Annotated in this window: 23 protein-coding genes; 16 read left to right on the top strand and 7 right to left on the bottom strand. The window is 74.7% G+C overall.

All coding sequences use genetic code 11. The annotated features are described in order from the left end of the window. Window positions 1-9: 9 nt before the first annotated feature. The 4 genes from ACFWFZ_RS10815 to ACFWFZ_RS10830 form a co-directional block, all read right to left on the bottom strand. Window positions 10-1,179, bottom strand: a complete 1,170-nt coding sequence (locus ACFWFZ_RS10815) for a chaplin family protein (protein WP_387119723.1) — start codon at window positions 1,177-1,179, stop codon at window positions 10-12. 121 nt (window positions 1,180-1,300) lie between these two features. Beyond that, window positions 1,301-1,534 carry a chaplin gene (locus ACFWFZ_RS10820; protein ID WP_387119726.1) on the bottom strand — a complete coding sequence of 78 codons (234 nt, stop codon included), beginning with the start codon at window positions 1,532-1,534 and terminating at the stop codon, window positions 1,301-1,303. Window positions 1,535-1,771: 237 nt separating this feature from the next. After that, window positions 1,772-2,182, bottom strand: coding sequence for a rodlin (locus tag ACFWFZ_RS10825; RefSeq protein ID WP_030031071.1), 411 nt, complete (start codon window positions 2,180-2,182; stop codon window positions 1,772-1,774). Between the two features lie 118 nt (window positions 2,183-2,300). Then, on the bottom strand, window positions 2,301-2,552 hold the full coding sequence (locus ACFWFZ_RS10830) for a chaplin (protein ID WP_387119729.1): 252 nt from the start codon (window positions 2,550-2,552) through the stop codon (window positions 2,301-2,303). A 102-nt stretch (window positions 2,553-2,654) separates the two neighbouring features. Here ACFWFZ_RS10830 and ACFWFZ_RS10835 point away from each other — a divergent pair, with 102 nt between their 5' ends. The 9 genes from ACFWFZ_RS10835 (at window position 2,655) to ACFWFZ_RS10875 (ending at window position 14,173) form a co-directional block, all read left to right on the top strand. Next, on the top strand, window positions 2,655-3,815 hold the full coding sequence (locus ACFWFZ_RS10835; RefSeq protein WP_387119967.1) for a DUF3344 domain-containing protein: 1,161 nt from the start codon (window positions 2,655-2,657) through the stop codon (window positions 3,813-3,815). Between the two features lie 19 nt (window positions 3,816-3,834). Then, window positions 3,835-5,028, top strand: a complete 1,194-nt coding sequence (locus ACFWFZ_RS10840; protein ID WP_387119732.1) for a glycosyltransferase — start codon at window positions 3,835-3,837, stop codon at window positions 5,026-5,028. Beyond that, window positions 5,025-6,560 carry an exopolysaccharide biosynthesis polyprenyl glycosylphosphotransferase gene (locus ACFWFZ_RS10845; RefSeq protein WP_387119735.1) on the top strand — a complete coding sequence of 512 codons (1,536 nt, stop codon included), beginning with the start codon at window positions 5,025-5,027 and terminating at the stop codon, window positions 6,558-6,560. The genes ACFWFZ_RS10840 and ACFWFZ_RS10845 overlap by 4 nt, the downstream gene beginning before the upstream one ends. After that, complete coding sequence (locus ACFWFZ_RS10850; protein ID WP_387119738.1) at window positions 6,560-7,945, top strand: O-antigen ligase family protein; 1,386 nt, start codon at window positions 6,560-6,562, stop codon at window positions 7,943-7,945. Before ACFWFZ_RS10845 ends, ACFWFZ_RS10850 begins: the two co-directional genes overlap by 1 nt. Continuing rightward, complete coding sequence (locus ACFWFZ_RS10855; protein ID WP_387119741.1) at window positions 7,942-10,134, top strand: lipid II flippase MurJ; 2,193 nt, start codon at window positions 7,942-7,944, stop codon at window positions 10,132-10,134. The genes ACFWFZ_RS10850 and ACFWFZ_RS10855 overlap by 4 nt, the downstream gene beginning before the upstream one ends. Next, entirely contained in the window at window positions 10,124-10,900 is a 777-nt protein-coding gene (locus ACFWFZ_RS10860) for a polysaccharide deacetylase family protein (protein ID WP_387119744.1), read from the top strand. Before ACFWFZ_RS10855 ends, ACFWFZ_RS10860 begins: the two co-directional genes overlap by 11 nt. Before the next feature lie 5 nt (window positions 10,901-10,905). Continuing rightward, window positions 10,906-12,195, top strand: coding sequence for a glycosyltransferase (locus ACFWFZ_RS10865; RefSeq protein WP_387119970.1), 1,290 nt, complete (start codon window positions 10,906-10,908; stop codon window positions 12,193-12,195). A gap of 71 nt (window positions 12,196-12,266) precedes the next feature. After that, window positions 12,267-13,034 (top strand): lipopolysaccharide biosynthesis protein, encoded by a 768-nt coding sequence (locus ACFWFZ_RS10870; protein ID WP_387119747.1) that lies wholly within the window; start codon window positions 12,267-12,269, stop codon window positions 13,032-13,034. Next, window positions 13,031-14,173, top strand: coding sequence for a GNAT family N-acetyltransferase (locus ACFWFZ_RS10875; RefSeq protein ID WP_387119750.1), 1,143 nt, complete (start codon window positions 13,031-13,033; stop codon window positions 14,171-14,173). The genes ACFWFZ_RS10870 and ACFWFZ_RS10875 overlap by 4 nt, the downstream gene beginning before the upstream one ends. Before the next feature lie 230 nt (window positions 14,174-14,403). On the opposite strand, the gene ACFWFZ_RS10880 is transcribed toward ACFWFZ_RS10875, so the two are convergent. Continuing rightward, a complete protein-coding gene (locus ACFWFZ_RS10880; protein ID WP_387119753.1) occupies window positions 14,404-15,990 on the bottom strand; it encodes a glycosyl hydrolase in 1,587 nt (528 codons plus the stop codon). Between the two features lie 131 nt (window positions 15,991-16,121). Between ACFWFZ_RS10880 and ACFWFZ_RS10885 the strand changes: the two genes are divergently transcribed. The 5 genes from ACFWFZ_RS10885 to ACFWFZ_RS10905 all read left to right on the top strand — a co-directional run bounded on the left by ACFWFZ_RS10885 (window position 16,122) and on the right by ACFWFZ_RS10905 (window position 21,582). Further along, complete coding sequence (locus tag ACFWFZ_RS10885) at window positions 16,122-17,564, top strand: ATP-grasp domain-containing protein (protein ID WP_387119756.1); 1,443 nt, start codon at window positions 16,122-16,124, stop codon at window positions 17,562-17,564. Window positions 17,565-17,637: 73 nt separating this feature from the next. Next, on the top strand, window positions 17,638-18,942 hold the full coding sequence (locus ACFWFZ_RS10890; RefSeq protein WP_387119972.1) for an NAD(P)-binding domain-containing protein: 1,305 nt from the start codon (window positions 17,638-17,640) through the stop codon (window positions 18,940-18,942). Window positions 18,943-18,967: 25 nt separating this feature from the next. Further along, the gene (locus ACFWFZ_RS10895) at window positions 18,968-19,237 is read left to right on the top strand and encodes a hypothetical protein (RefSeq protein WP_387119759.1); all 270 of its coding nucleotides are present in this window, start codon (window positions 18,968-18,970) and stop codon (window positions 19,235-19,237) included. A gap of 12 nt (window positions 19,238-19,249) precedes the next feature. Continuing rightward, window positions 19,250-21,337, top strand: coding sequence for a SpoIIE family protein phosphatase (locus ACFWFZ_RS10900; protein WP_387119762.1), 2,088 nt, complete (start codon window positions 19,250-19,252; stop codon window positions 21,335-21,337). Between the two features lie 71 nt (window positions 21,338-21,408). Then, complete coding sequence (locus ACFWFZ_RS10905; protein ID WP_387119764.1) at window positions 21,409-21,582, top strand: hypothetical protein; 174 nt, start codon at window positions 21,409-21,411, stop codon at window positions 21,580-21,582. A 44-nt stretch (window positions 21,583-21,626) separates the two neighbouring features. On the opposite strand, the gene ACFWFZ_RS10910 is transcribed toward ACFWFZ_RS10905, so the two are convergent. Further along, complete coding sequence (locus ACFWFZ_RS10910) at window positions 21,627-22,064, bottom strand: DUF6299 family protein (protein ID WP_387119767.1); 438 nt, start codon at window positions 22,062-22,064, stop codon at window positions 21,627-21,629. Between the two features lie 155 nt (window positions 22,065-22,219). On the opposite strand from ACFWFZ_RS10910, the gene ACFWFZ_RS10915 reads away from it, so the two are divergent. Together ACFWFZ_RS10915 and ACFWFZ_RS10920 are read left to right on the top strand one after the other, a co-directional pair. Beyond that, window positions 22,220-22,822 (top strand): DUF4352 domain-containing protein, encoded by a 603-nt coding sequence (locus ACFWFZ_RS10915; RefSeq protein WP_387119770.1) that lies wholly within the window; start codon window positions 22,220-22,222, stop codon window positions 22,820-22,822. 57 nt (window positions 22,823-22,879) lie between these two features. Further along, a complete protein-coding gene (locus ACFWFZ_RS10920; RefSeq protein WP_387119772.1) occupies window positions 22,880-23,374 on the top strand; it encodes a DUF5949 family protein in 495 nt (164 codons plus the stop codon). Window positions 23,375-23,511: 137 nt separating this feature from the next. Here the strand turns inward: ACFWFZ_RS10920 and ACFWFZ_RS10925 are convergent, their stop codons facing one another. Further along, window positions 23,512-24,759 (bottom strand): cytochrome P450, encoded by a 1,248-nt coding sequence (locus ACFWFZ_RS10925; RefSeq protein WP_387119775.1) that lies wholly within the window; start codon window positions 24,757-24,759, stop codon window positions 23,512-23,514. Between the last annotated feature and the right edge of the window lie 75 nt (window positions 24,760-24,834).

Raw genomic sequence — 24,834 nt, forward strand, 5'->3', positions numbered from 1 at the left:
TATCGCCGGTCAGGCGGCGCGCGAGCGCCGGTACAGAATGGCGCCGCCCAGGATCAGGGCCGACGCGAGGACCGCCGCGGCCGCGGGCTGACCCGCACCGGTCTCGGCCAGCACGGGCGCGCCGACCTGGGCCGGGGCCGGAGCGGGCGCCGGGGCGGGCAGTGGCGCCGGGGCAGGCGCGGGCGCCGGTGCCGGGGCCGGTGCCGGCGGCAGGTGGACGGGGGTGTCGCCGGCGGGGGCGGCCGGCGGCTGGTCCGCAGGCGGTGCGGCCTCCGGGCCGGGGGCCGGGGCGGGGCGCTCCACGGGGTGGCTGCCGTGCGGCGGCGCGGGCGGCGCCTCCTCGACCACGGGGGCCGGGGCGGGGAGCGTGTGCGGCGGCTCTTCGGCGACCGGCGGTTGCGGCTGTGGGAGCGGCTTCGGCGCCTCCTCGGCCGGGGACTGCGGGCCGGGTGCGGGCTCCGGGAGCGGTACGGGCTGCTCCCCGGGCGGCGCGGGCGCCTCCTGGACCGGCCCCGGTCCGGGCAGCGGGGCCGGGTGGTCCTCCACCGGCCGCGGCATCGGGTGCGGGTGCTCGGGCGCCGGCGCCGGCGGGGCGTGGTGCGCCGGCGGGGGCGGCGCCGGGTGGTCGTCGCACTCCTCCTCCGGGCCCTGCTGCTGCTCGCCGGGGCCGCCGTAGCCGCCCTCGTGGCGCGGCTCCTCGTGGCGCGGTTTGGCGTGGCGGGGGCCCTCCTTCCGGGGGGCCTGCTGCTGTGGCACCGCCTGCTGCGGCACCGCCTGCCGCGGTACCTCGTAGCGCCGCGGTTCCTGCCGCTGCTCGGGGACGGCGTGGCGGCCCGAGCGCTCGTCGAGGTAGCGCTCGAAGGCCTCGGCGTGCTCGGGGCTCAGGTAGCGCCCGTGGCCGGGGCCCTCGTCGGTGTGCGTGCCGGAGCCGGTGGCGCAGGTGTTCCCCATCGCGGGGTTGAGCGCCGCGCCGCCGTCCACGCTGTTGCCGCACACGTTCGGCGAGAGGGTGATCGGCACCGAGACGCTGTTGCCGGCGAGCACGCCCGGCGAATGCGAGACCTCGGCCGTCCCGGAAGCCGCGCAGGCCGCACCGGTCGCGATCGACAGCAGGCTCGACGCGGCTGCCGCCGTGAGCATGCCCTTGCCCAGAACCTGTCGGCTCAGTACCTGTCGCATGGGTCCTTACCCTGTCTACCGGCAGGCGCCGGTGGTGAATCGGAGGTGGCCTCGGAGTGCACCGCCGTGCACTCCGAGGCCACCTTCGAGGAGGTCTGCCCTTGCGGGCGCAGGCGCTGCGTCAGGCGTTGACGCAGGTGTTGCCGAACGCGGGGTTCAGCAGCCCGACGAGGTTCGCGCTGTTGCCGCAGAGGTTGACCGGGATGTGGACCGGGACCTGGACGGCGTTGCCGGAGGCGACACCCGGGGAGCCCACGGCCTTGGCGTCGGCAACCGAGTCGGCCATGGCGGGGGAGGCGGCACCAGCTGCCATCAGAGCGCCGGCGGCCAGCACCACAGCCTTCTTGTACGTCATTTCGTTTCGATCCTTCCCGCAGAGGTGTATCCGCTGCAGAATTAACAACGAGCCACCCGGGCAAAAGAAACCGCGCCTTTTCGGAGACCGCCGGGTAATTCACCCCGATGCTCCGCCCGAATTTCGGCGGCCGGTCCTCCGGCTATTTGCGTCGCGAATTCCGTACCGGGGTCCGCCCGACAAGCGGCGAGGCCGCCGCGACCCGAAGGTGCGGCGGCCTCGCGTGCGCGGGGGCGGTCAGCTGCCGGCGGAGGCGTTGCCGGAGAGGACCGGGATGTTGCTGAGGATGTGCGAGAGAGCCTCGTCGCCCTTGGCCTGGGTGGAGTTCTCGGTGCACTGCTGGTTCTGCGGGCTGGACAGGACCGGGATGTCCTGGACGCCGACGTTGACCAGGGCCAGCACGGACTGGACGTTGGCCTTCGCGGGGAGCGCGATGCAGGGCTTGTTGAAGGAACCCTGGATGAGCGCCATCTGCGGGCTCATGTTGCCGTAGGTGGCCTGGTTGCCGTAGATCTGCGCGGAGTTGTTGCCGTTGACGGTGTTGATGCCGTTGTCGTTGCCGACCGCCATCGCCTGCGGCGCCATCGCGGCACCCATGCCCACGACCGAGGCGGCAACCGCGGCCGAGGCCATCATCTTCTTGATCATTGTCATCCCTTTTTTGCAGGATTGCCCGGAAGCGGAGCACCCGGACCAACGGCCGCGACCCGGCTCGGGTTGCGTGGCTTCACTCGGATGCAGCCGTTTCGGGCGGCGCGATTGACGGTCAGGCGTTCACGCAGGTGTTGCCGAAGGCGGGGTTCAGCGCGCCGACCACGTTCACGGTGAGGGCGCAGACGTTCACCGGGACGTGGACCGGGACCTGGCCCAGGTTGCCGCTCGCCACGCCCGGGGACCCGGCGGCGAGGCCCTCGGCCGTCGCGCCGCCCCCGTGCGCGGAGGCGAGGCCCGCGCCGCCCACGAGCACGGCGACACCCGCGGCGGCGACGGCGGTGCCGCGCAGCAGCCTCTTCTTCATCTGCGAATTTCCTTTCGGCTCGAACAATGGTGCACCTCTTAACGACCCGCCCGTTGCGAGGGTGTGTGCTATCGCCCAAAAGGCCGTATGAGCGAGTCCGGCGTGATTTCCAGCCCGATTTCTGACAAAGTTCACTCCTGTTTTGTTCCCTTGATCGAAAATGGAGACAGGGTCATGGGTTCCTCCGGCAGAATCCTCGGCGCGCTCGGCCTGCTGTCCTGCCTCGCACTTTCCGTGAACGCTCCCGCGGCTGCCGCCGCGCCCACCCCCAGGGAGCTGCCGCGGGTCCCTTTCACCCAGCGTTACCAGGCCGTGCAGCACGGCGGGCTGGTCCGCGCCTCCAACGCGGGCATCAGCTGCCGCAGGGAGCAGTCCCCGCAGGCGGAGTCGTGCGCCGAGGTCAAGCGGGGTGCGGCGGGGGTCAACAGCGAGTTCGAGATGTTCTACAGCGAGGTCGACAAGAACCCGGACACCTACAACTCCACCCGGGCCGAGCTCAAGGTCCCCCAGGGCGCGAAGGTCTCGTACGCCCGGCTCTACTGGGGCGGGAACTTGCGGGTGGGCGAGCAGAAGCCGCCCGAGGACAACGGCCGGGTGCTGGTCGCCGAGCCGGGCGGGGCGTACAAGGAGGTCCTCGCCGACACGGTGATGGGCCACCGCACGGACGCGGGCAGCGACGCCTATCAGGCGTCCGCGGACGTGACCCCGCTGGTGCGCAGGGGCGGCGCCGGGATGTGGACGGTCGCGCAGCTGAACATCGCCATGGGCCACTCCGAGGTCGGAGCCTGGGGCGGCTGGACGCTGGTCGTCGCCTACGAGCACCCGCAGGAGCCGCTGCGCCGGATCTCGCTGTGGGAGGGCTTCGAGTCGCTCGCCGCCCGGGCCGGCGACGGAACCGTCGAGGTCGAGGGCCTGGACGTGCCGGCCGGGTCGGCGGGCAAGGTCGGAGTGGTCGGGTACGACGGGGACCGCGGGACCCTCGGGGACTCACTCATCGTGACGGCCGACAGTGGTCGCCGGGTGAATCTCAGTGACGGAGAAAATCCTTTTAATGATGTTATGAATTCCACGATCACGGAATTCGGAGGGCAGCCGTTCGTGCGGCAGCCCGATCATATTAATAATCTCGGATATGACGCGGACGTTTTCGATCTGAGTCCCGCCCTGTCCGGTGGCGCCCGCAGCCTGAACTTCACGTTCACGGGCGAAAGTCAGGGTCATTTCCTCGGTGTGCTCTTCGTTCAGACAGAAGCGCGCCGCTGAACGCAGGAGAGCACTCCCCGTGCCCACACACTCCCGGGCGGCACAGCCCACGACCGTCCTCCACCTCGTACAGCCCGTCGACGGCGGTGTGGCCAGGGTCGTCACCGACCTCGTCCGCGCCCAGACCGCCGAGGGCATCCGCGCCGTCGTCGGCTGCCCGCCCGGCGGCACGCTCGGCGACGCGGCCCGGTCGGCCGGGGCCGAGGTGTTCACCTGGCGGGCCGGCCGGTCCCCAGGCCCCCGGCTCCCCGCCGAAGTGGCCGGCGCCCGCGGGCTGCTGAGCCGCGTCCGGCCCGACCTCCTGCACGCCCACAGCGCCAAGGCCGGACTGGCCGGACGGCTCGCCGCGCGCGGCACCCTCCCCACCGTCTTCCAGCCCCACGCCTGGTCCTTCGACGCCGTCGGCGGAGCCACCGCCGCGCTCGCCCTGCGCTGGGAGCGGTACGCGGCCCGCTGGGCCGACCGGGTGCTCTGCGTCAGCGAGGCCGAACGCCGCGCGGGCGAGTCCGAGGGCATCAACGCCCACTGGACGGTGATCCGCAACGGCGTGGATCTCGACCACTTCCGGCCCGGCGCACCCGACGCCGGCCACGACCGGGCCGAGTCCCGCGCCGCCCTGCCGCTGCCGCCCTCCTTCTCGGCCGGCGGGCCGCTCGCGGTCTGCGCCGGCCGGATCTGCCCCCAGAAGGGCCAGGACATCCTGCTGCAGGCCTGGCCGGAGGTGCTCGCCACGGTCCCCACGGCCCGCCTCGCCCTCGTCGGCGGCGGCCCCGACACCGAACGGCTTCAGCGCACGGCGCCGTCCGGCACCAGCGTGCACTTCGCGGGCGCCGCCGCGGACATCCGACCGTGGCTTCGGGCGGCCGATCTCGTTGTACTGCCGTCGCGGTGGGAAGGCATGGCGCTCGCCCCGCTCGAAGCCATGGCCTGTGGCCGGCCGGTCCTGGTCTCCGACGTCAGCGGTGCCCGGGAGAGCCTGCCGCCCGGCCAGGGACGCCTGTGCCTGGTGCCGCCGGAGGACCCGACGGCACTGGCCAAGGCCCTGGGACGGCTGCTCGCCGAGCCGCGGCTCCTCGCCGAACTCGGGGAGCAGGCCCGGCAGCACGCCCGGACCGACTTCGACGTGCGGCGGACCACGGACGCGGTCAGCGGCCTGTACCACGAACTGCTGGGCAGGCCCCGGCCCTTTAACCAGGAGCGCATCAGCCGATGACGATGGACAGCGCACCCGCCCGGCACACCGGGCAGGGCGGCACAGGGCCCGGCGGCAGCGCCTTCGCGCCCGCGCCCCACGCGGCGGCCCGCCGTTCCGCGACCGCCATCCACCCGCCGCGCGGGCCCAGGGCCGAGCAGGCCCGGTCCGCCGTACGCCCGCGGCGCGTCCGCCGCCGCAGCCGGGTGCTCCCCCTGCTCACCGCCGACGCGCTGGCCGCCGTACTCACCGCGGCCACCCTGCCCGGACCGGAGCTGCCCGCCCCGGCGGCCGCGCCCGCCGTCGCCGCGCTGCCCGTCCTGCTCGTCGCACTGCACGCGCAGGCCGGCCTGTACCGGCCGCGGCTCGCCCCCTCCGCCGTCCTCGAACTGCCCGCCCTGGTGGGGCGCTCCGCCGTCCTGTGGTGTGCGGCGGCCGCCGTCACGGCCGCCCTGGCCCCCGCCCGCGCCATGGGCTGGAGCGTGCTGCTGACCGCCGTGTGCCTGCAGGCCGTACTGGTCTGCGCCGGCCGCGGCATCGCCAACCAGCTGCACCGCCGGGCAGCCCTGCGCCGGCCCGCCTCCACCCTCGTCGTCGGACCCGGCGCCGGGGCGAGCGCGGTGGCCGCAGCCCTGCACAGCCGCCCCGAGTTCGGTCTGCGCCCGGTCGGGCTCGCCGACACCGCGGCCGCCGCCGACGCGGGCACCGGCGTCCTGCCGCTCCTCGCCACCCCCGAGGACATCCGGCGCGCGGTCATCCAGAACTCCGTCCGGCACGCGGTGTTCACCCGGCCGCCCGAAGCCGACGAGCGCACCGCCTCCCTGGTCCGGCTCTTCCACGACCACGGCTGCCGGCTGTGGCTCGCGGACCCGGCCGGCACCGCCAAGGTCACCGGCATGCGGCTGACCCACCCGGCCGACCAGCTGTGGGGATACGCCGTCCAGCCGCTGCTGCCGCGCCCGGCCCGGCTGCCGGAGCGCTGGGCCAAGCGCGTGATCGACTCCGCGCTCGCCCTGGTCGCCCTGGTCGCCGCCGCGCCCGTGATGCTGCTGTGCGCGGCGGCCGTACGCCTCTGGGACGGGCCGGGCGTGATCTTCCGGCAGGAGCGGGTCGGCCTGTACGGGCGCCCCTTCACCCTGCTGAAGTTCCGGACGCTGCGCGCCGACGAGCACGAGGCCGCCACCCGCTGGACGGTCGCGGGCGACCGCGGCATGAGCCCGGTGGGCTCCTTCCTGCGCAAGTCCTCCCTCGACGAACTGCCCCAGCTGTGGAACGTCGTCCGGGGCGACATGAGCCTGGTCGGCCCGCGCCCCGAAAGGCCCTTCTTCGTCGCCAAGTTCTCCACCGTCCATCCCGGCTACGAGGCCCGCCACCGGATGCCCGTCGGCATCACCGGCCTCGCCCAGATCAACGGCCTGCGCGGGGACACCTCCATCGAGGACCGGGCCCGCTTCGACAACCACTACATCGACACCTGGTCGCTGTGGCAGGACCTGTGGATCCTCGCCCGCACCGCGGCCTCCTTCTTCCGCTTCCGGCTGGGGGGCAGCTGATGAGCCTCGCCGCCCCCGGCCACTGGGCCCGGCCGGACGTACCGGGCATGCTGCGCCTGCACTGGCCGCTGCTGCCGCTCGCCGCGACCGTGCTGTTGCTGCTCGCCCCGATCCCGGCCGGGGACGCGACCGCCTCCGGCAAGGTCGGCCCCGCCGACGCCGCCTCGCTTCTGCTCGTCCTCGTCTGCGCCGTGCAGGCGCTGCGCGGCCGGGTACGGGCGCTGACCCCGCTGGGGGTCCTCGTCCTCGGGGCGCCGGCCGTCGGCCTCGCGGTCGCGACGGTGACCGCAGGAGACCCGTACGCGGCCCTGCCGGGCTTCGTACGCTACCTCCAGGTCTTCGTGCTCGTCCCGGCCGCCGTGGTGCTGCTGGTCCGCGATGCACGGGAGTTCCGGATCGCGGCCGGCTGCTTCGTGGTCCTGGCGCTGGTGCAGGGTGCGGTGGGGGTGGTCCAGTACGCCACCCACACCGGCGCCTCCTACCAGGGCGAGGACATCAGGGCCGTCGGCACCTTCGGCCCCGGCGACGTCATGGGCATGGCCACGGTCGTCGCCTACGGGCTGGTCGTCGCCACGGCGGCCGCCCTCGCCCCCGGACTGCCGCCGCGCCTGCGGCGGATCGCCGCGGGCTGCGCCCTGGTGCTCGTCCTGCCGCTGGTGCTGTCCTTCAGCCGTGGTGCCTGGATCGCCACCCTCGGCGCGGCGCTGCTGGTGATGGCGCTGGCCGGGATCCGGCGGGCCCTGACCGTCCTCGCCGCGCTGGCCGCCGCCGGGGTGGTCCTGGTGGGAGGGCTCGGCGTCGGCTCCGAGATGGTCGCCGAGCGGCTCACCTCCATCACGCAGGTCTCCAGCGCCCCCGACCAGTCGGTGACCGACCGCTACACGATGTGGTCGGCCGCCGAGTCGATGTGGCGCGAGCGGCCGGCGGCGGGCGTGGGCCTCAAGGGCTTCCCCGCCCACCGCGACGGCCACGCCTCGCTCGGGCTCTCCTCCGGCAGCGACACCGCCGGCGCGGGGCAGGCGTACATCCGCCAACCGCTGCTCTCCCCGCACAACATGTACCTGCTGATCCTGAGCGAGCAGGGCCTCATCGGGCTGATCGCGCTGGCGGGCGGCTGGGCGGCGCTGCTGGTCGCGGGGCTGCGGCGGCTCGTCTCCGGCGCGGGGGCGCGGATGCGGGACTGCGGGCTGATCGCGACCGGGCTGTTCGTGTGGCAGCTGACCGACTTCCTCTACGCGGACATCGGCGGCCCGTCCACCGTCCTGACGGGCGTGATCATCGGCCTGGCGGCCTGGTGGGCGCTTCCCTCGCCCGGCGGTGCCGATCCGCTGCGCGGCGCCGTCGCCGCTGCGGGGGCGGCCCCCGAGAGTTCGAGCGGCCGGTGACGGACACCACGCCCTGGCGGCCCGCCTCCGGCCTCCCCGCCGGGGCGGGCCACACCCGCGTTCCGCCGCCCCCGCCCGGCGAACTGGGCCCCTTCGGCTCCGCCGGGTACGTACGGAACGCGCCCGCGGCCGGTCCGGCCCCCACGGGCTCCGGCGTCGTGCCGACTCCGGCGGACCCGGGGTTCGTCGCCGGAGGCCTGCCGGGAGGCGGGTCCGCAGTGCGGGAGCCGCTGTTCGGCCCCGCCGGGTATCCCGGCGGGGCCCCGGCGGGGCTCGGCGTGCGGGTGGCGGCGCGCACCACGAGCGCATCCGCCGACGCGCCCGGAGCCCGCGCACCGGCCGACGGGCTCGGCGATGTCCGCCGCGAGGGCGGGGCCGCCGGGCCGGGCGGGGGGCAGCCCCGTGCCGCGCACGGCCGGGGCGCGGCCTCCGTACGCTCCACCCCCGGTGGCAGGCGGTTCGGCGGTGTCCGCCGCGACCGTGATCCGGCCGGGTCCGCGGTACCCGCCGCCTCCGGCGGGAGCCGGTCCGCACGCGGCCGCCGCCGGGGCGAGGCCGAGGTGTCCGCCGAGCCCGCCGCAGGCGCACCGCTCGGGCGGTTCCTGGCCAAGGCCGCCGCCGTCACCGCCGGGCTCACCGCCGCCGGGGCCCTGTTCGGGCTGGTGCGCGACCAGACCATCGCGCACCTCTTCGGCGCCGGGCACGACAGCGACGCCTTCCTCATCGCCTGGACCGTCCCGGAGATGGCCTCGACGCTGCTGATCGAGGACGCCATGGCGCTGCTGATGGTCCCCGCCTTCAGCCACGCACTGGCCCGGCGGGCCGCCACCCGGGCCGGGTTGACCCGCAGGGAGGCCCGCGCGCAGGACCCCGTACGGCTGCTGGTCGGGGCGACCCTGCCGCGGCTCGTCGTGTTCCTGGCCGCCGTCGCCTCCGTCCTCGTCGTCGCCGCGCCGGCCGTCGTCGCCGTACTCGCCCCCGGCCTGCCCGACCCCGCACTGGCCGTCGAGTGCACCCGCCTGACCGCGCTGACCGTGCTCTCCTTCGGCGTCGCCGGCTACTTCAGCGCGGCGCTGCGCGCGCACCGCTCCTTCCTGCCGCCCGCCGCGATCTACGTCTCGTACAACATCGGCATCATCGCCACCATGGTGGCCCTCCACACCCTGTGGGGCGTGCGGGCCGCCGCCGCGGGCGTCGCCGTCGGCGGGCTGCTGATGGCGCTCGTGCAGCTTCCCGCCTTCATCCGCAACGTGGGCTTCGGCCCGCCCCGGGCCAAACGGGCCGCCGCCCCGCGCAGCCAGCGCGACCGGGACCGCCCCACCCTCATCGCCTTCGGGGTCATCGCCCCCGTCATCCTCTTCGCCGTCTTCCGCCAGTCGCAGGTGCTCGTCGAGCGGTTCCTGGCCGCCTCACTCCAGCCCGGGGCGATCTCCCACCTCAACTACGCGCAGAAGGTCGCGCAGATGCCGATGGTGCTGTCGCTGATGATCTGCACCGTCACCTTCCCCGTCGTCGCCCAGGCCATGGCCGGCGGCGAGCGGGAGAAAGCCCGCCGACGGGTGGAACGGGACCTGGCACTGGCCTCCCTCGCCGTCCTGATGGGCACCGCGCTCGTCATCGGATACGCCCCCCAGATCATCCAGGTCCTCTTCGAACGCGGCGCCTTCACCCACCAGGACACCCTCGCCACCGCCTCCGTCATGCGGGTCTACGGACTCGGACTGCTCGGCCACTGCCTCGTCGGGGCACTGTCCCGGCCCTTCTTCTCGACCGCCCGGCCCACCTGGTTCCCGGCGCTCGCGATGAGTGCCGGACTGCTCGTCAACATCGTGGCCGGAGCCTTCGCCGTCCGCTGGTGGGGCACCTACGGCATCGCCGCCGCCAACGCCGCCGGCATCTCCACCGCCGCCGCCCTGCTGCTCACCGGACTCGGCCCGCGGATCATCGCCATCCACGTCCGCCGGGTCGCCGTCGGCATCGGACGGCTCGCGGTGGCCGCGGGCGCCGCCTGCGCCACCGGGTGGATCGCCGGGCCGATGATCCCCGACCCGCTGCTCAGCGCCGCCCTCGGCTGCCTGCTGGTCCCGGCCATGTTCTGCGCCACCGGCACAGCCATACGCGCCCTCGAAGTCACCGCCCTGCCCGCTCAGATCTCCCAGTTCACGCAGAGGTTCCGCAATGCCCGCTGACACCGACACGGCCCCCGCCGCCGTGGTGGCCCCCGCCCGCCGGACCGCTCCGCCGTGGGTCCTGATGTACCACTCGGTCGCCGAGTTCACCGACCCCGCCGAGGACCCGTACGGGATCACCGTCACCCCCCGCGCCCTGGAGGCCCAGCTGCTGTGGCTGCGCTCCCGGGGCCTGCGCGGGGTGTCGGTCGGCGAGCTGCTGCGGGCACGGGCGGCCGGCCGGGGAGCCGGGCTGGTCGGACTGACCTTCGACGACGGCTACACCGACTTCCTGACCCGCGCGCTGCCGCTGCTCCAGCGCCACGACTGCACCGCCACCCTCTTCGTACTGCCCGGGCGGCTCGGCGTGGACAACGTGTGGGACCCGCTGGGGCCGCGCAAGTCCCTGCTCACCGCCGAAGGCATCCGCGAAGTCGCCTCCGCCGGGCAGGAGATCGGTTCGCACGGCCTGCTCCACCAGGACCTCACCGCGGCCGCCGACGATGTGCTCCAGCAGGAACTGCGCGGCAGCCGGGACCTGTTGCGCGAGCTGACCGGAGCCCTGCCCGAGGGGTTCTGCTACCCGTACGGGCACCTCGACGCCCGGGTCGTCGACGCGACGCGGGCGGCCGGCTACGGCTACGCCTGCGCCATCGACCCCGGCCGCCTCGCCGGCCGGCACGCCCTGCCGCGCACGCACGTCAGCCAGGCCGACGGCGGCCTCCGGCTGCGGGCCAAGCACCTGCGCCACCACGTCCGGGAGCTGGGGCGGGCGGTGTCCCGGTGAAGGCGATGGAATCGGTCAAGGCACTGCACGTCATCACCGGCCTCGGCGTCGGCGGCGCAGAGCAGCAACTGCGGCTGCTGCTACGGCACATGCCGATGCGGTGCGACGTACTGACGCTGACCAACCCCGGCCCGGTGGCCGAAGGGCTGCGCGCCGACGGGGTACGGGTCGTGCACCTGGGGATGCGCGGCAACCGGGACCTGGGGGCGCTGCCCCGGCTCGTGCGGTTCATCCGGCGCGGCCAGTACGACCTCGTGCACACGCACCTGTACCGGGCCTGCGTGTACGGGCGCATCGCGGCCCGCCTCGCGGGCACCGCGGCGATCGTCGCCACCGAGCACTCCCTCGGCGAGGGCGAGATCGAGGGCCGCCCCCTCTCGGGCGGGGTCCGGGCCCTGTACCTGGCCAGTGAACGGCTGGGCGCGGCGACCGTGGCCGTGTCGGACACCGTGGCCGCGCGGCTGGAGGGGTGGGGGGTGCCGGCCGCGCGGGTCCACGTCGTACCGAACGGGATCGAGGCCGTCCGCTTCCGTTTCGACGAGGGCGTCCGCCGGGCCACCCGGGCCCGCACCGGGCTGCCCGAGCGCGCCTTCGTGGTCGGCGGGGTCGGCCGGCTGGTCCCGGGCAAACGCTTCGACGTACTGGTCCGGGCCGTGGCGGCACTGCCCGGCGCGCACCTGCTGCTGGCCGGGGACGGCCCGCAGCGGGCCGGGCTGCGCCGGCTGGCCGCCGAGCTGGGCGTGCAGAGCCGGATCCACCTGCTGGGGGAGCGGGACCCGCTGGGCGACAGCCCCGACGGCCGTACCCCCGGCATCCCGGCGCTGCTGGCCGCCATGGACGTCTTCGTCTCGCCGTCGCGGGAGGAGGCCTTCGGGCTCGCGGTCGTGGAGGCCCTGGCCGCCGGGCTTCCCGTCCTGCACGTGACCTGCCCGGCCATCGACGACCTGCCCGCCGCCCAGGCCCCCGGAGCCCGTCGCATCGGCACCGGCACCGAGGAGCTCGTCGCCGCGCTGCGCGGCCACATGGAGGCGGGCGCGCGACGGCTGCCCCCGCCGCCGGTGGTGCGCCGTTACGACATCGCCGGCAGCGCGCGCCGACTGCTGGACGTGTACGACCTCGCCCTCTCGGATGCGCCGCGCGCGGCGGGGACGGGCCGGGGCTCCGAGCCGGAACCGCAGGCGCCGGAACCGCACGCACCGGCTCCGCAGGCACCGGGCCCCGCGCAGCGGTCGCCGGCGGGGCTGACGGTGCCCGGGCCCGGCTCCCCCCGGCAGACGCCCCGCACCGGCGGCTGACCCCCACACACCCGAAGGGGTCCCGGCCGGGACCCGCAGGACCCACCTCCCTCCAGAAAGCGAGCACGACCATGGCCGACAGCGCCGAGAAGAAGTCCGAGAAGCCGGAGAAGAGGGCGGACCACCGCTCCGGGAAGAGTCCCAGGCGGCGCTTCACCCGGCCCCCCGTGTGGTGGCCGCTGCCCGTCTGCGCCGCGCTGGGACTCGCCGCCGGCGGGGCGTACGGGGTGCTCAAGGCCCCCGAGTACGCCGCCACCAGCTATGTCGTCGCCGTCCCCGACGACACCACCGAGCCCGCCACCGCCCTCGGCTTCGCGCAGGCGTACGCCCGTATCGCCACCAGCAGCGCCACCCTCGCCTACGCACAGCCCCGCGCGGGCCTCACCGCGCGTCAGCTGCGCACCCAGGTGCGGGCCGAGACCTCCCCCGAGTCCCCGATGATCGCCATCACCGGTACCTCCACGAACCCCGCCGAGGCCGCCGACATCGCGAACGCGGTCGCCGACGCCCTGTCGCTGAGCAGCAACCAGGCCGCCAAGAACACCGGCGTCCAACTGCTCCTCTTCAACCAGGCCGTGGCCCCCGCCGACCCCGCCTCCCCGTCCGCCGCCATCAGCGGTGCCGTGGGGATGTGCGCCGGCGGGCTGCTGGGCGGCCTGTGGCTGCTGGCCCGGCCCGGCCGCGCGCGGCGCCCCGAGGAGGGCGTGGCCGCGTCCGCCGCCGGTCCGGCGGCCCGGCCGGTGGCGGAGCACGCGGCCGAGGCCCCGGCCGAGGAGTACGCCACCCTCCCGGCGCAGGGTGAGCCGGCCTCGGCCAAGGAGAAGGAGTCCGTTCGATGAGTTCGGGCTCCACCGGGGCCCTGTCGGTGACGCTGTGCCGCGACCCCCGGCAGTTCGCCGCGCTGGAGGAGCCGTGGAACCGGCTCGTCCGCGCCTGTCCCAGTGCCACCCCCTTCCAGAGCCACGCCTGGCTGCACTCGTGGTGGCTGACGTACGGCAAGGACGGCCGGCTCCGGATCGTCCTCGTCCGGCGCGGCGGGGAACTGGTCGGCGCGGCCGCTCTGATGCTCGTGCACCGGCCGATTCCCCTGCTGGTGCCCCTCGGCGGCCCGATCACCGACTACTTCGACGTGCTGGTGGCCGCCGAGCACGCCGGCCAGGTCGTCCCGGCGCTGGCCCACGGGCTGCACCGGGCGGCCCGCGGCGCGGTGGTCGACCTGCGGGAGGTCCGTCCCGGGGCCGCCGCCGAGGAGCTGTACCGGCAGTGGCCCGGGGTCGGCAGCAGGCTCGCCGACTCCACGTGCATGGAGCTGCCGGCCCTGCCGTTCGACGAACTGGTCAAGCGGATGCCCGCCTCCGGCGCCCAGCGCGTGCGGGCGAAGCTGCGCAAGACCGACGCCGCCGGGATCGAGGAGCACGAGGCCACCGAGCAGGAGGTGCCGCGTGCGGTACGGAACCTGCTGCGGCTGCACGAGAAGCAGTGGCGCGGGCGCGGGGTGACGCCGGAGCACCTGCGGCCCCGCTTCGCCGAGCACCTGACCCGGGCCACCCGCCGGATGGTGCGGGCGGGGGAGGGCCGGCTGACGGAGTTCCGGCTGGACGGGAAGGTGGTGGCCGCCAACGTCACGCTGCTGTCGGCGGGACTGAGCGGCGGCTACCTCTACGGGGCGGACCCGGACCTGCGGGCGCGCAAGGTGGACGTGGCGACGCTGCTGCTGCGCTACGAGGCCGGGCGGGCGCTGGAGGAGGGCCGGCCGGTGGTGAGCTTCCTGCGGGGCAACGAGCCGTACAAGAACCACTGGCGGCCCGCGGCGCTCGTCAACCAGCGCTTCCTGATGGCCACGAGGGCGCTCGCGCCCCTGCTGCGGCTGCACGAGTCGCAGGTGACGGGGCGCGAGCGGGCGGTGGACGCGCTGCGGGAGGCGCTGCCGGCCGCCAGGGACTGGCGGGCGCGGCTCAACGAACTGCGGGTGCGATGACCCTTCCCGGTCGTGTCCACTCGGTCCCGCCTGCCCGGCGGGGGCCGGCGCTGCTTCGCGGACACTCCGTAGGTCCTGTCTGGAGTTCCCCCGCGGCGTTGCGGCGTCCGGCACCGCCGCTTCCGGCGTTGTCGTCAGTCGCCGACGCTCCGCGTCGACTCCCTCCCCCGCCTTGGACTCGACGGCACCGGACGCCGCCCCTTCTCCCGCGCCGGAACTCCGGACAGGACCTAGAAGGGCCAGAAGCCGGAGCCCCCGCCCAGGTCGATCTTGATGCAGACCGACTGCTTGCCGACGAGCTTGGACAGCCACTCGCCGAAGTTGATCGGCACGCACCACTGCATGCTGTTGACCGGCGGTGGCTGCTGCGGCTGCGGCTTGACCGGCGTGGGCTGGGGCTTCGGCACGACCGGGCTCGGAGTGACGGGCGCCGGCCCCACGGGCGAGGGCGCCGCAGGCGAGGGCTTCGGCACTTCGGGGCTCGGCTCCGGCTCCAGCGGGCTGGGGCTGGCGGGTGTCGGCACCTCGGGGCTCGGCACGACCGGGCTCGGCACGACCGGGCTCGGTTCGGCCGTCGAGGGCTCGGGGAGCGGGGTCGGCACCTGCGGGGTCGGTACCTGGGGCGTGGGGACTGCCGGCGTGGGGACCTGCGGTGTGGGGACCTGGGGGGTCGGCAGGGCCGGAGTCGGGACTGCCGGGGTCGGGATCTGGGGAGTCGGCACCTGCGGCGTGGGCACGGACGGCGTGGGAACGACCGGAGTCGGCACCACCGGAGTGGGCACCACGGGGGTCGGCACCACGGGCGTCGGCACGACCGGCGTCGGGGTCACCGGGCCGGGCGCCTCGGGCGTCAGCGCCGATCGGAAGACCTTCGCGGACGCCGGGTTCTGCTTGCACTGCCACACGCCGTGCGGGCAGTAGTCGGTGATGGTGTGGTAGAGCGGCTTGTTCTGCTCGATCCACGCCAGCATGCGCCGTACGTACTCCGGGTTGTCCCCGCGCCGGAACAGCCCCCACTCCGGGAAGGAGATCGCCTTGCGGTGCGCCCGCGCGAAGTCGACGTGCTTCTGGAGCCCGTACGGCTGGGAGATCTGGTCGTCGAAGGTCTGCCCGGGACCCTGGTCGTACGAATCCATGCCGATGATGTCGACGACGTCGTCGCCCGGGTAGCACTTCGTCCAGCCGATCGCGTCCGTACCCCTGTTCGGCGCGAAGTCGAACTTGAACTTCTGGCCGGGCACGGCGCGCATCACGGTGACGATGCGCCGCCAGTACACCTTCCAGTTCGCCGGGTCGGGGCGGCAGCGGTGGGTGTAGGTGACGCCGTTCATCTCCCAGCCGAGCACGATCACGGTGTCCGGGACACCCAGCGACACCAGCCGTTCGGCGAGCCTGCGGAAGTGCACGTCGTACTGGCCCTGCGCGCCCGCCCGGATCAGCCGGGCCACCTGCTCGTCCGGCACCCGTTCCTCGTTGCGCGCCTGCATGGGCACGTTGAGGACGAACATCCGGTCGTCGTCCGCGAGACGCCATCGCGCCCAGTCCCCCAGGAAGGAGACCCGGCCCTCGATGCCGGCCCACTGGTCGCCGGGGAGATAGGTGTGGCCGACCCGGATGTCCCTGCCGCCCAGCCAGCGCGAGAGGTGCGGGATGCGGGCCACCCCGTTCGGGCCGTAGTCGAGATAGGCACCCATGGCGATGCCGGAGTCCTCGGCACGGTTCTCGTCCGGCGTCGCGAGGGCGGCACCGGTGGCGAGCAGTCCGGCCGTGACCGTCCCGATGCAGGTGCCCGCCAGTCGGCGGCGTGGTCTGGGCATGGCGTCTCCCGAGCTTTCCTGAATCGGTGTGCTTGCCAAGACGTTAGGCATCACATCCGACGAACGGCCTGTTCGGTGACTACCGCGTAGGCCATTAGCAGTTGCCCACCACCCCCGCTTGGTCCGACTAGGTGAAAGACACCGCTGCCATGCACGCGTTCGCCAACCATGTGCCCGCCGTTGTGCTCAGACTCGACCGCAATCCGTTCCACCACGGAACCCTCGGCGCCGTCAGATCCCTTGGCCGCAAGGGCGTGGAGGTCCATGCCGTCGTCGAGGCCGGGGGAGGACCCATGGGGCGTTCGCGGTACCTGCGCGCCGCCCATCCCGGGCCCGCCGGCGGGCTGGACCCGGAGGCGCCGGAGGCCCTGCTGGAGTGCCTGGCCGGGGTGTCGGAGCGGATCGGCCGCCCGGCCGTGCTCGTCGCGATGGACGACCTGAGCGCCATCGCCGTGTCCCGGATCGCCCCGAAGCTCCGCGACCGTTTCCGGATCCCCCATCAGCCCGACAACCTGCCCGCCCGCGTGGCCGACAAGGCCGAGCTGTCGCGGCTCTGTTCGCGGTGGGACGTCCCGCACCCGGACACCGTGGTCCCGGCGAGCGGAACGGAGGCGGCGGAGGCGGCCTGGCGGCTGGGCCTGCCCGTGGTCGCCAAGTGGAGCCGGCCCTGGCTGCTGCCCACCGGGGCGGACGGACTGCGCAGCACCACACTCGTGCACACCACCGCCGAGGCGCGCCGCCTGTACGAGCGCTCCGCCGAGGCCGGGAGCAGGCTGCTGCTCCAGCGGTTCCTGCCGGCCGGGCCGGACACCGACTGGTTCTTCCACGGCGCCTTCACCCGCGGCGGGCGTCCGCTGCTCGCCGGTTCGGGCCGCAAGGAGCTGGCCTGGCCGGTGGGCACGGGCCTGACGGCGGTGGGGCGCTGGCTGCCGGACCCGGCGGTGGAGGAGGCGGCGCTGAAGCTCGCCGAACGCCTCGGCTACCAGGGGATCCTGGACCTGGACTTCCGCCGGGACGAGCGCGGGGTCTTCCGGCTGGTGGACTTCAACCCCCGCCCCGGCGCGCAGTTCAGGCTGTTCACGGACGCGGCCGGCCTGGACGTGGTCCAGGCGATGTACCTGGACCTGACGGGCCAGCGGGTCCCGCAGCCCTCGGGCGGCGCGGGCCGGGTGTTCGTCGCCGAGAACTACGCGCTGCTGGCGGCGGTCCGGGGCCCGTCCCTGCCGCGCCGCCGCCCGGCGGCGTCCCCCGCGTCCCCCGCGTCCCCCGCGCCCGGCCCGGCCGCCGAGCGGAGGCAGGTAGAGGCGGCCTGGTTCGCCGGGGACGACGTCAAGCCGTTCCTGGCGATGCTCGCGGCGTTCCTGGGACGCGGCGCGGCCAAGGGGGCGAGAGCCCTGCGCGGGGTCCCGGCGCAGGGCCGGCGCACCGCGCGGGCGGTCGTCCGCGCGCCCCGGCAGCGCGGGCGGGAACAGCAAGGCGGGCGGGAACCGTTGGGCGGGACCTCCGCCGGGTCGGTCTCCCGCCCCGCCCCGCCGGAGGCCTCGGCCGAGCCGGACGAACTGGTGAGCCGTTGACCGGGCCCGGCGGGCGGGGCCGGGCAGGTGACCCGCAGGTGACGAGTGAGGTGGAGGAACGGCCGTGACGCGGATCGACGATCTCGTGGTGATCGGCGCGGGCCCGTACGGGCTGTCGATCGCCGCGCACGCGGCCGGCGCGGGTCTGGGCGTACGGCTGCTGGGGCGGCCCATGGCCTCGTGGCGCGACCACATGCCCGAGGGCATGTACCTGAAGTCGGAGCCGTGGTCCTCCAACCTGTCCGCGCCGGACGGCCGGCACACCCTGGCCGAGTACTGCGCCTCCCTCGGAACGGTCGCGGAACACGGCACTCCGCTGCCCATCGGCACGTTCAGCGCGTACGGGATGTGGTTCGCCCGGCACGCCGGGCCGGAGGTGGAGGAGGTGACCGTCACGGAGGTGACCCCGCAGGGCGACGGCTTCCGCGTCCGCACCGCCGAGGGACCGCCCCTGCTGGCCCGTACGGTCGCCGTCGCGGCCGGGGTGATGCCCTTCACCCGGCTCCCCGAGGCACTGCGGGGGCTGCCGCCCGGGCACTACTCGCACAGCAGCGGCCACCGGGACCTGTCCGGCTTCGCCGGCCGGGAGGTCGCCGTGCTCGGGGCCGGGCAGGCGGCCCTGGAGACCGCCGCCCTGCTGGCCGAACAGGGCGCCCGGCCGTGCCTGGTCGCCCGGCGCTCCCGGCTGAACTGGAACACCGTCCCGCAGCCGCTGAGCAGGCCGCCGCTGCGCGCCCTGCGCGATCCGCACAGCGGCCTCGGCACGGGCTGGCGCAGCTGGGTCTGGTCGGAGCTGCCCTGGGCGGTGCGCCGGCTGCCCCCGCACACCCGGGAGCGGATCGCGGCGACCGCGCTGGGCCCGGCCGGCGCCTGGTGGCTGCGCGACCGCTTCGAGCGGCGCGTGCCCGCGCTGCTCGGGCACCGGCTGCACCGTGCGGTGCCGGTGGGCGAGCGGACGCGGCTCGGGCTGACCACCCTCCAGGGCGAATCCGTGGTCATGGAGGTCGACCACGTCATCGCGGCCACCGGCTTCGCCCCGGGCCTGGACCGGCTGGACATCCTCGACGCGGGGCTGCGCGCCGCGCTGGCGACCGTCGGCGCCGGCAGGGCCCCGGAACTGGGCCCCGGCTTCGAGTCCTCGTGGCCCGGGCTGTTCTTCGCGGGACTGCTGGCGGCTCCCTCATTCGGCCCTTCCATGCGATTCGTGCACGGTGCGGGCTTCACGGCGGGGAGACTGGTGAGAGGAGTCCGCAAGCGCCTCGGTGCCCGGGGGCCGCGGCCGGGCTCCCCCGGTGCCGTCCGGCCCGTCCGGGCTGCTTCCCCCGGCCCGGGTCCGGGGGTACCACCACCGGGACATCCGAAGACGCACCTGCGGTGAGATCCGCGGGGAGAAGGGGTCCGTGATGAGCACGGAGCGAGCACAGGGCCGCGGCTGGGTACGCATTCCCGCCAGTCGCGGCGAACAGTCCGCCACGGCCCGGACCGCCGGGCACGAGCGGCCCCCGTACGCGGCGCCGTACGCGGGCCCGCACGCGCCGGCGCCCGCCCCCGACCAGCCCACGATCTACCTCTCCGTCGTCCAGCGCTGGCGGGAGGCAGGGCGCACCCTCCCGGGGCACCCGGACGAGGAGTGGGAGCGGCTGATCTCCCAGCCGTGCTGGCCCGGCCGCTAGGGGGTGCGGAAGGTGGCAGCGGCGGAGCGCGACGGACCCGGGCCGGCCCGGCGGACCCCCGTGACCGACGCCGGGGAGCGGCTCGCGCTGAACGGCATGGGCAGCTTCGAGTGGGACCTGGGCACGGGTACGGTGGCGCTGGACGCGGCCGCGATGACCGTTTTCGACCTGGAGCCGGGAGAGTACGACGGCACCGCGGAGGGCGCCGCGCTGCGGATGCGGCCGGAGGACGCGGCCCGGCTGCGCGAGACCATCGCCCGCGTCCTCGCGGAGGGCGGGGAGACGTTCGGCGCGTACGTCACCGTCCACCGGCGCGACGGCAGCGACCAGTGGACGCACACCATGGGCCGGGTGGTGCGCGGCGGCGACGGGCAGGCGCTGCACATCGCCGGGATCGTGCGGGACGCGGCGGCGGAGCTCGCCCACGCGACGCTGCTGCGCAAGCTGGAGGCGGCGCGCGCCCAGCAGACGACGATCGTGCAGCGCACCACCGAGGCCCTCTCGCGGGCGGTGACCGTCGACGACGTCACGGCGGCGCTGACCGGGGCGGGCGCCCTGGAACGGCTCGGCGCCGACGGGCTGGCCCTGGGGCTGGTCGAGGGCGGCACCATGAAGATCATCGCGCTGAGCGGGGAGTCGCTGGAGATCCTCAGCGAGCGCCGGTTCACCCGGCTGGACGGCTCGCTCCCGCTCTCGCACGCGGTGCTGACCAGGCAGGCACGTTTCGTCACCTCGCTCACCGACCTCGGCGGCGAGTTCCCGCTGCTCGCCGACTACCTCGGCCGCATCCGGTTCGACGCCGCCGCCTACCTGCCGCTGATCGCCCAGGCCAAGGCCATCGGCGGGCTGGTCCTCTTCTACCGGCGGCGCGAGGAGTTCAGCCCGGAGGAGCGCAACCTGTGCCTGGGCCTGGCCGGCATCGTGGCCCAGTCGCTGCAGCGGGCGCTCCTCTTCGACCAGGAGCGGGAGTTCGCGACCGGTCTGCAGGCGGCCATGCTGCCGCGCCGGATCCCGGAGATCTCCGGCGGGGAGATCGCCGTCCGCTACCACGCCGCGTGGAGCGGGCGGGAGGTCGGCGGGGACTGGTACGACGTGATCGCGCTGCCCCGCAACCGGGTCGGCATCGTCGTGGGCGACGTACAGGGCCACGACACGCACGCGGCGGCGATCATGGGCCAGCTGCGGATCGCGCTGCGGGCGTACGCGGGGGAGGGCCATCCGCCGTCCACCGTGCTGGCGCGGGCCTCGCGCTTCCTCGCCGAGCTCGACACGGAGCGTTTCGCCACCTGCATGTACGCGCAGGTCGACCTGGAGACGGGCGGTGTACGCGCCGTCCGCGCGGGCCACCTCGGCCCGCTGATCCGCCACACGGACGGGCGAACGGGCTGGCCCAACGTGCGCGGCGGTCTGCCGCTGGGGCTGGCCTCGGCCTTCGAGCAGGAGGAGTTCCCCGAGACCCAGCTCGACCTGGTCCCCGGCGAGACGCTGGTGCTGTGCACCGACGGCCTCGTGGAGGAGCCCGGTACGACCATCACCGCGGGCATGGACGCCCTCGCCCACGCGGTACGCAGCGGCCCGCAGGAGGCGGGGGCGCTCGCCGACCACCTCTCGGACCGGCTGTGGGAGCGCTGGGGCTCCGGCGACGACGTGGCCCTGCTGGTGCTGCGCAGGGCCCCCGACCCCGGCACACACCGGGCGCCGCGCATCCACCAGTACATCCACCAGGCCGACCCGGAGGGCCTCTCCGAGGCCCGCTACGCCCTGCGTCAGGCCCTGCGCGACTGGGGCGTGCCGGAGCTGGCCGACGACGTGGAGGTCGCGGCGGGGGAGCTGCTGGTCAACGCCCTGCTGCACACCGACGGCGGGGCGGTGCTGACCATGGAGGTGCTGCCGGAGCCGGTGCGGCGGATCCGGCTGTGGGTCAAGGACCGCTCCAGCGTGTGGCCGCGCCGGCGCACCCCGGGCGAGGCGGCCACGACGGGGCGCGGGCTGCTGCTGGTGGACGCCCTGGCCACGCACTGGGGTGTGGAGTCCCGGGGCGACGGCAAGGCGGTGTGGTGCGAGTTCGACGTCGGCGGCAGCCCCCGCAGCGCGGGGTGACCGGCCGGACACGCCGAGTTGTGGGCGGCGGGGGCCGGAGCGATGATGCCCACCATGGAACGGAACGTACTGTGCGCAGGCTGAGCAAGGGCGCCGTGAGCGGCATCCTCGCCGCGCTCCTGCTGGCCGCCGGGGTGCCGACGGTCGTGGACTGGACGACGGGGCGACCGCACGCGGACCCCGGCTGCCAGACGGTGGCCTTCATGTCGATGACGGGCGTCGCCCCCGAGTGCCGGTCCCGGTAGCGGCGGCTACCGGGAGCGGGCGTGCCCGGAGTCCCGCACCGGCTTCAGTGCTCGCGGACCTCGACGTCCGTGGTGGCCTCGGCGACGGTGGTGACCGACCTCGGCATCAGGCCCGAGAGGCGGATCTCCTGGAGCTCCGCGGTGACCACCGCGTGGCCCGGGCGCACGTTCACCCAGCGGCCCGGGGCCGTGGCCACCCAGCGGCGCTCCTTGCCGTCGCAGACGGGCTGCTCCGCGCCGATGCTCAGCCGGCCGCCCTCGTGCTCGACGGTCGCCTTGATCTGCATCGCCCCCGCGGGTGACGCCTGCTCGCAGTGGTACGAACCGGAAAGGGTGACAGTGCCGTCCGCCGCGACGTAGGCGTCGTGGTGCACGGAAATACCTTGATCGAAAACGGTGGCGCCGGCCGGAGCGCCGAACAGCGTGGTGGCGGCCAGTGCGGAGAAGGCCGCCAGGGCGATTCGGCGGGCGGGGATGCGCATTCTTCCTCCAGGGGGTGCGGACGGCGGGATTCCGCCGGAACGCATTGTGCTGGCAGGTGGCCGTACGCACTCGCTCCGCGCACTCGTGTCGTTGGGTGCAATTGCCTGCCCGGGGGCGTGAAACTGGCCGAACTACGTGCCCGAAGGGATCCTGCATGCGCCAGCCCGCCCTCCCTGCCCTGTCCGCCCTTCCAGCCCTCGCCCTGCTCCCGCTGCTGCTGCTGGGTGCCACCGCCTGCCAGGGCGTTCCCGACGGGGCCGCCCCCGCCCCGGCCGCGGCGCCGGCCGTTCCGGTGGACGACGGGGCTCCGGGGGGCGAGGGCGGCCCCGTCCGGCCCGGGGCGGAGGTTGCCCATGTGGGTGACGCCGTACGGGTGCACGGCACGCAGGTCGGCCGCCACCTGGAGGTCGTGCTCGGCGCCTATGTGAACCCAGCGATCAGCGCGGACAAGAACTTCGCCCCGCCCGCCGGCAAGCGCTGGGTGGCCGCCTCGATGTCCTTCGTCAACGTGGGCGGTGCCTCGTACGGGGCGCTCGGACGCATGTGGGCGCACGACGGCGCGGGGCAGCGCCACCCGGTGGTGCCCACCGGTGAGCTGACGACCGGCAAACCGATCGTCTTCGATTCCCTGGAGGTCGGTGAGCGGGCAGAGGGGTGGGTGGTGTTCGAAGTCCCGGAAAACGCACGCATTGTGCGGCTCGAATACCAGGACGCGAACATCCGGGCGAATTCCGGAGAGGGATTCTGGGCCGTCTAGCCCGCCCGGGTGAAAGGCCGTGAAAGGCCCGGGCGCGGGACCACTAGGGTGCGGCGCATGACTTCTACTCAAGCCGAAATCGACCGGTCCCAGCTCGGCACCCTTTCGGTCCTCGCCTGGATCGGCGACCCCTCCGAGGCGCACGACATCCCGTACCTGCTCGCCTACACCCTGGGCGACGGCCCGGGTGGCCGGGAGGCCGGTGAGGCGGCGGCCCGCGGGCTGCTGGAGGAGATCGGCCTGCCCATCGGCGACGTCGTCATGGACGGCACCCGCAACCCGGCCGGCTTCCCGGTCCAGATCCTGCTGGAGGGCAACCAGATCGCGCTCACCCTGCCCGGGATGAACGCGCAGTGCACCGCCCCCGACGAGTGGGTCGCCGCGGCGGACGAGAGCGGTCAGGCGTACTTCCTCTTCGCCACGCGCGCCTGGCCCGAGGCGGTCCCGGGGCGGCCGGTCGACGCGACGACCCTGCAGGCCTTCGCGGGCGACGAGGAGGTCCTCACGGGCAGCGCCCACTGCGTGCTCTCCGTGCGGCGCCTGCAGAAGTAGCCCGCAGGGGCGTCCGGTGCACCTTTGCGGCCGCGGCGCGAGCGCGCCGGGGCCCCGCCCCACCCGCTCCGGCCACCGGGCTCCCAGCCTGCCCGGTGGCCGGTCCGACGCCCCGGGGGCGTCGCCCGGTGTCGCCTTCAGGGCCGCTCGAAGGCGAACCTGAGCGAGCGGACCCGGTTGTCGAAGTTCGAACCCGCCAGGTCCGGCAGGCCCACCGCGCGCAGCCCCACCGGCCGGGTCAGCAGCTCGCGGAAGAGCGCCTTCATCTCCACCCGGGCCAGGTGCGCGCCCAGGCAGAAGTGCGGACCGCCACCGCCGAAGCCCAGGTGCGGATTGGGAGAACGGGTGATGTCGAAGGCGTCGGGGTCGGGGAAGACCGCCTCGTCGCGGTTGGCGGAGGCGTAGTACAGGACCACCTTCTCGCCGGGCCGGAAGTCGCGGCCGCCCAGGGTGTGTTCGGCGACCACCGTCCTGCGGAACTGGATGATCGGCGTCGAGTGCCGGATCATCTCGTCCACCGTGCCGTCCGCGTACGTCTCGAAGTCCGACAGCAGCAGGTCCCGCTGGTCCGGGTGGTCGGTCAGCAGGGTCAGCCCGTGGGTGATGGCGTTGCGGGTGGTCTCCACGCCGGCGACCATCAAGAGGGAGAAGAAGGCGCCGAGTTGGCGGGTCCCGAGGGCCTGGCCGTCGACGTTCGCGCAGACCAGCGCCGAGATCAGGTCGTCGGTGGGGTTCTTGCGCCGCTCCCGGCCGATGCCCGCCACCATCCGCTGCATCCGGGCGAGCGCGCGCAGCCCGCGGCCGGGCATCCGCAGCCGGGAGGCCAGGCCGCGCTCCACGCCGATGTTCTCGGAGGCGTGGTTGACCCGGTCGGCGATCTCGGAGCGGTGGCGCTCGGGGATGCCCATCATGTTGCAGATGACCTCCAGCGGGAGCCGGGAGGCCACCGCCGAGACGAACTCGTCGGGCTGATGGGCCAGGACGTCGTCCACGATGCGGGCCGCGACGGCGTGGATGTCGGCCTCGGCCGCCGCCAGCAGGCGGGGGGTGAAGGCCCGCTGGACGATCTTGCGCAGCTGGGCGTGGTCCGGTCCGTCGAGATTGACCATCGAGTCGCCGAACAGGGCGCGGACCCAGCGGGCCGGCTCGGGGGTGGTCACGCCGGGGGCGCTGGCGAAGACCTTGGGCAGTCGGCTGGCCTCCTGCACGTGGGCGTGCCGGACGAGGGCCCAGTGCCCGGCCCCTTCCGGCACGAACACGGGTCCTTCGGCGGCGCGCAGGCGGGCGAAGGCGGCGAGCCGGTGGGCGGGCGGCTGCTGCCAGAAGCCTGGCTCGGCCAGCTCCCTGCCGGGGTCGGTGCCGTGGCGTTGCGCCGGGAGTGTCATGGCCGGGCCTCCAGTCGGTGCGGTTCGTCCTGCGGTTCGTCCCGCGGTTCGTCCCGCGGTTCGTCCTGCTCGTTC

Origin of the sequence: Streptomyces sp. NPDC060232 (genome assembly GCF_042726555.1) — a bacterium.
Lineage (GTDB): Bacteria > Actinomycetota > Actinomycetes > Streptomycetales > Streptomycetaceae > Streptomyces.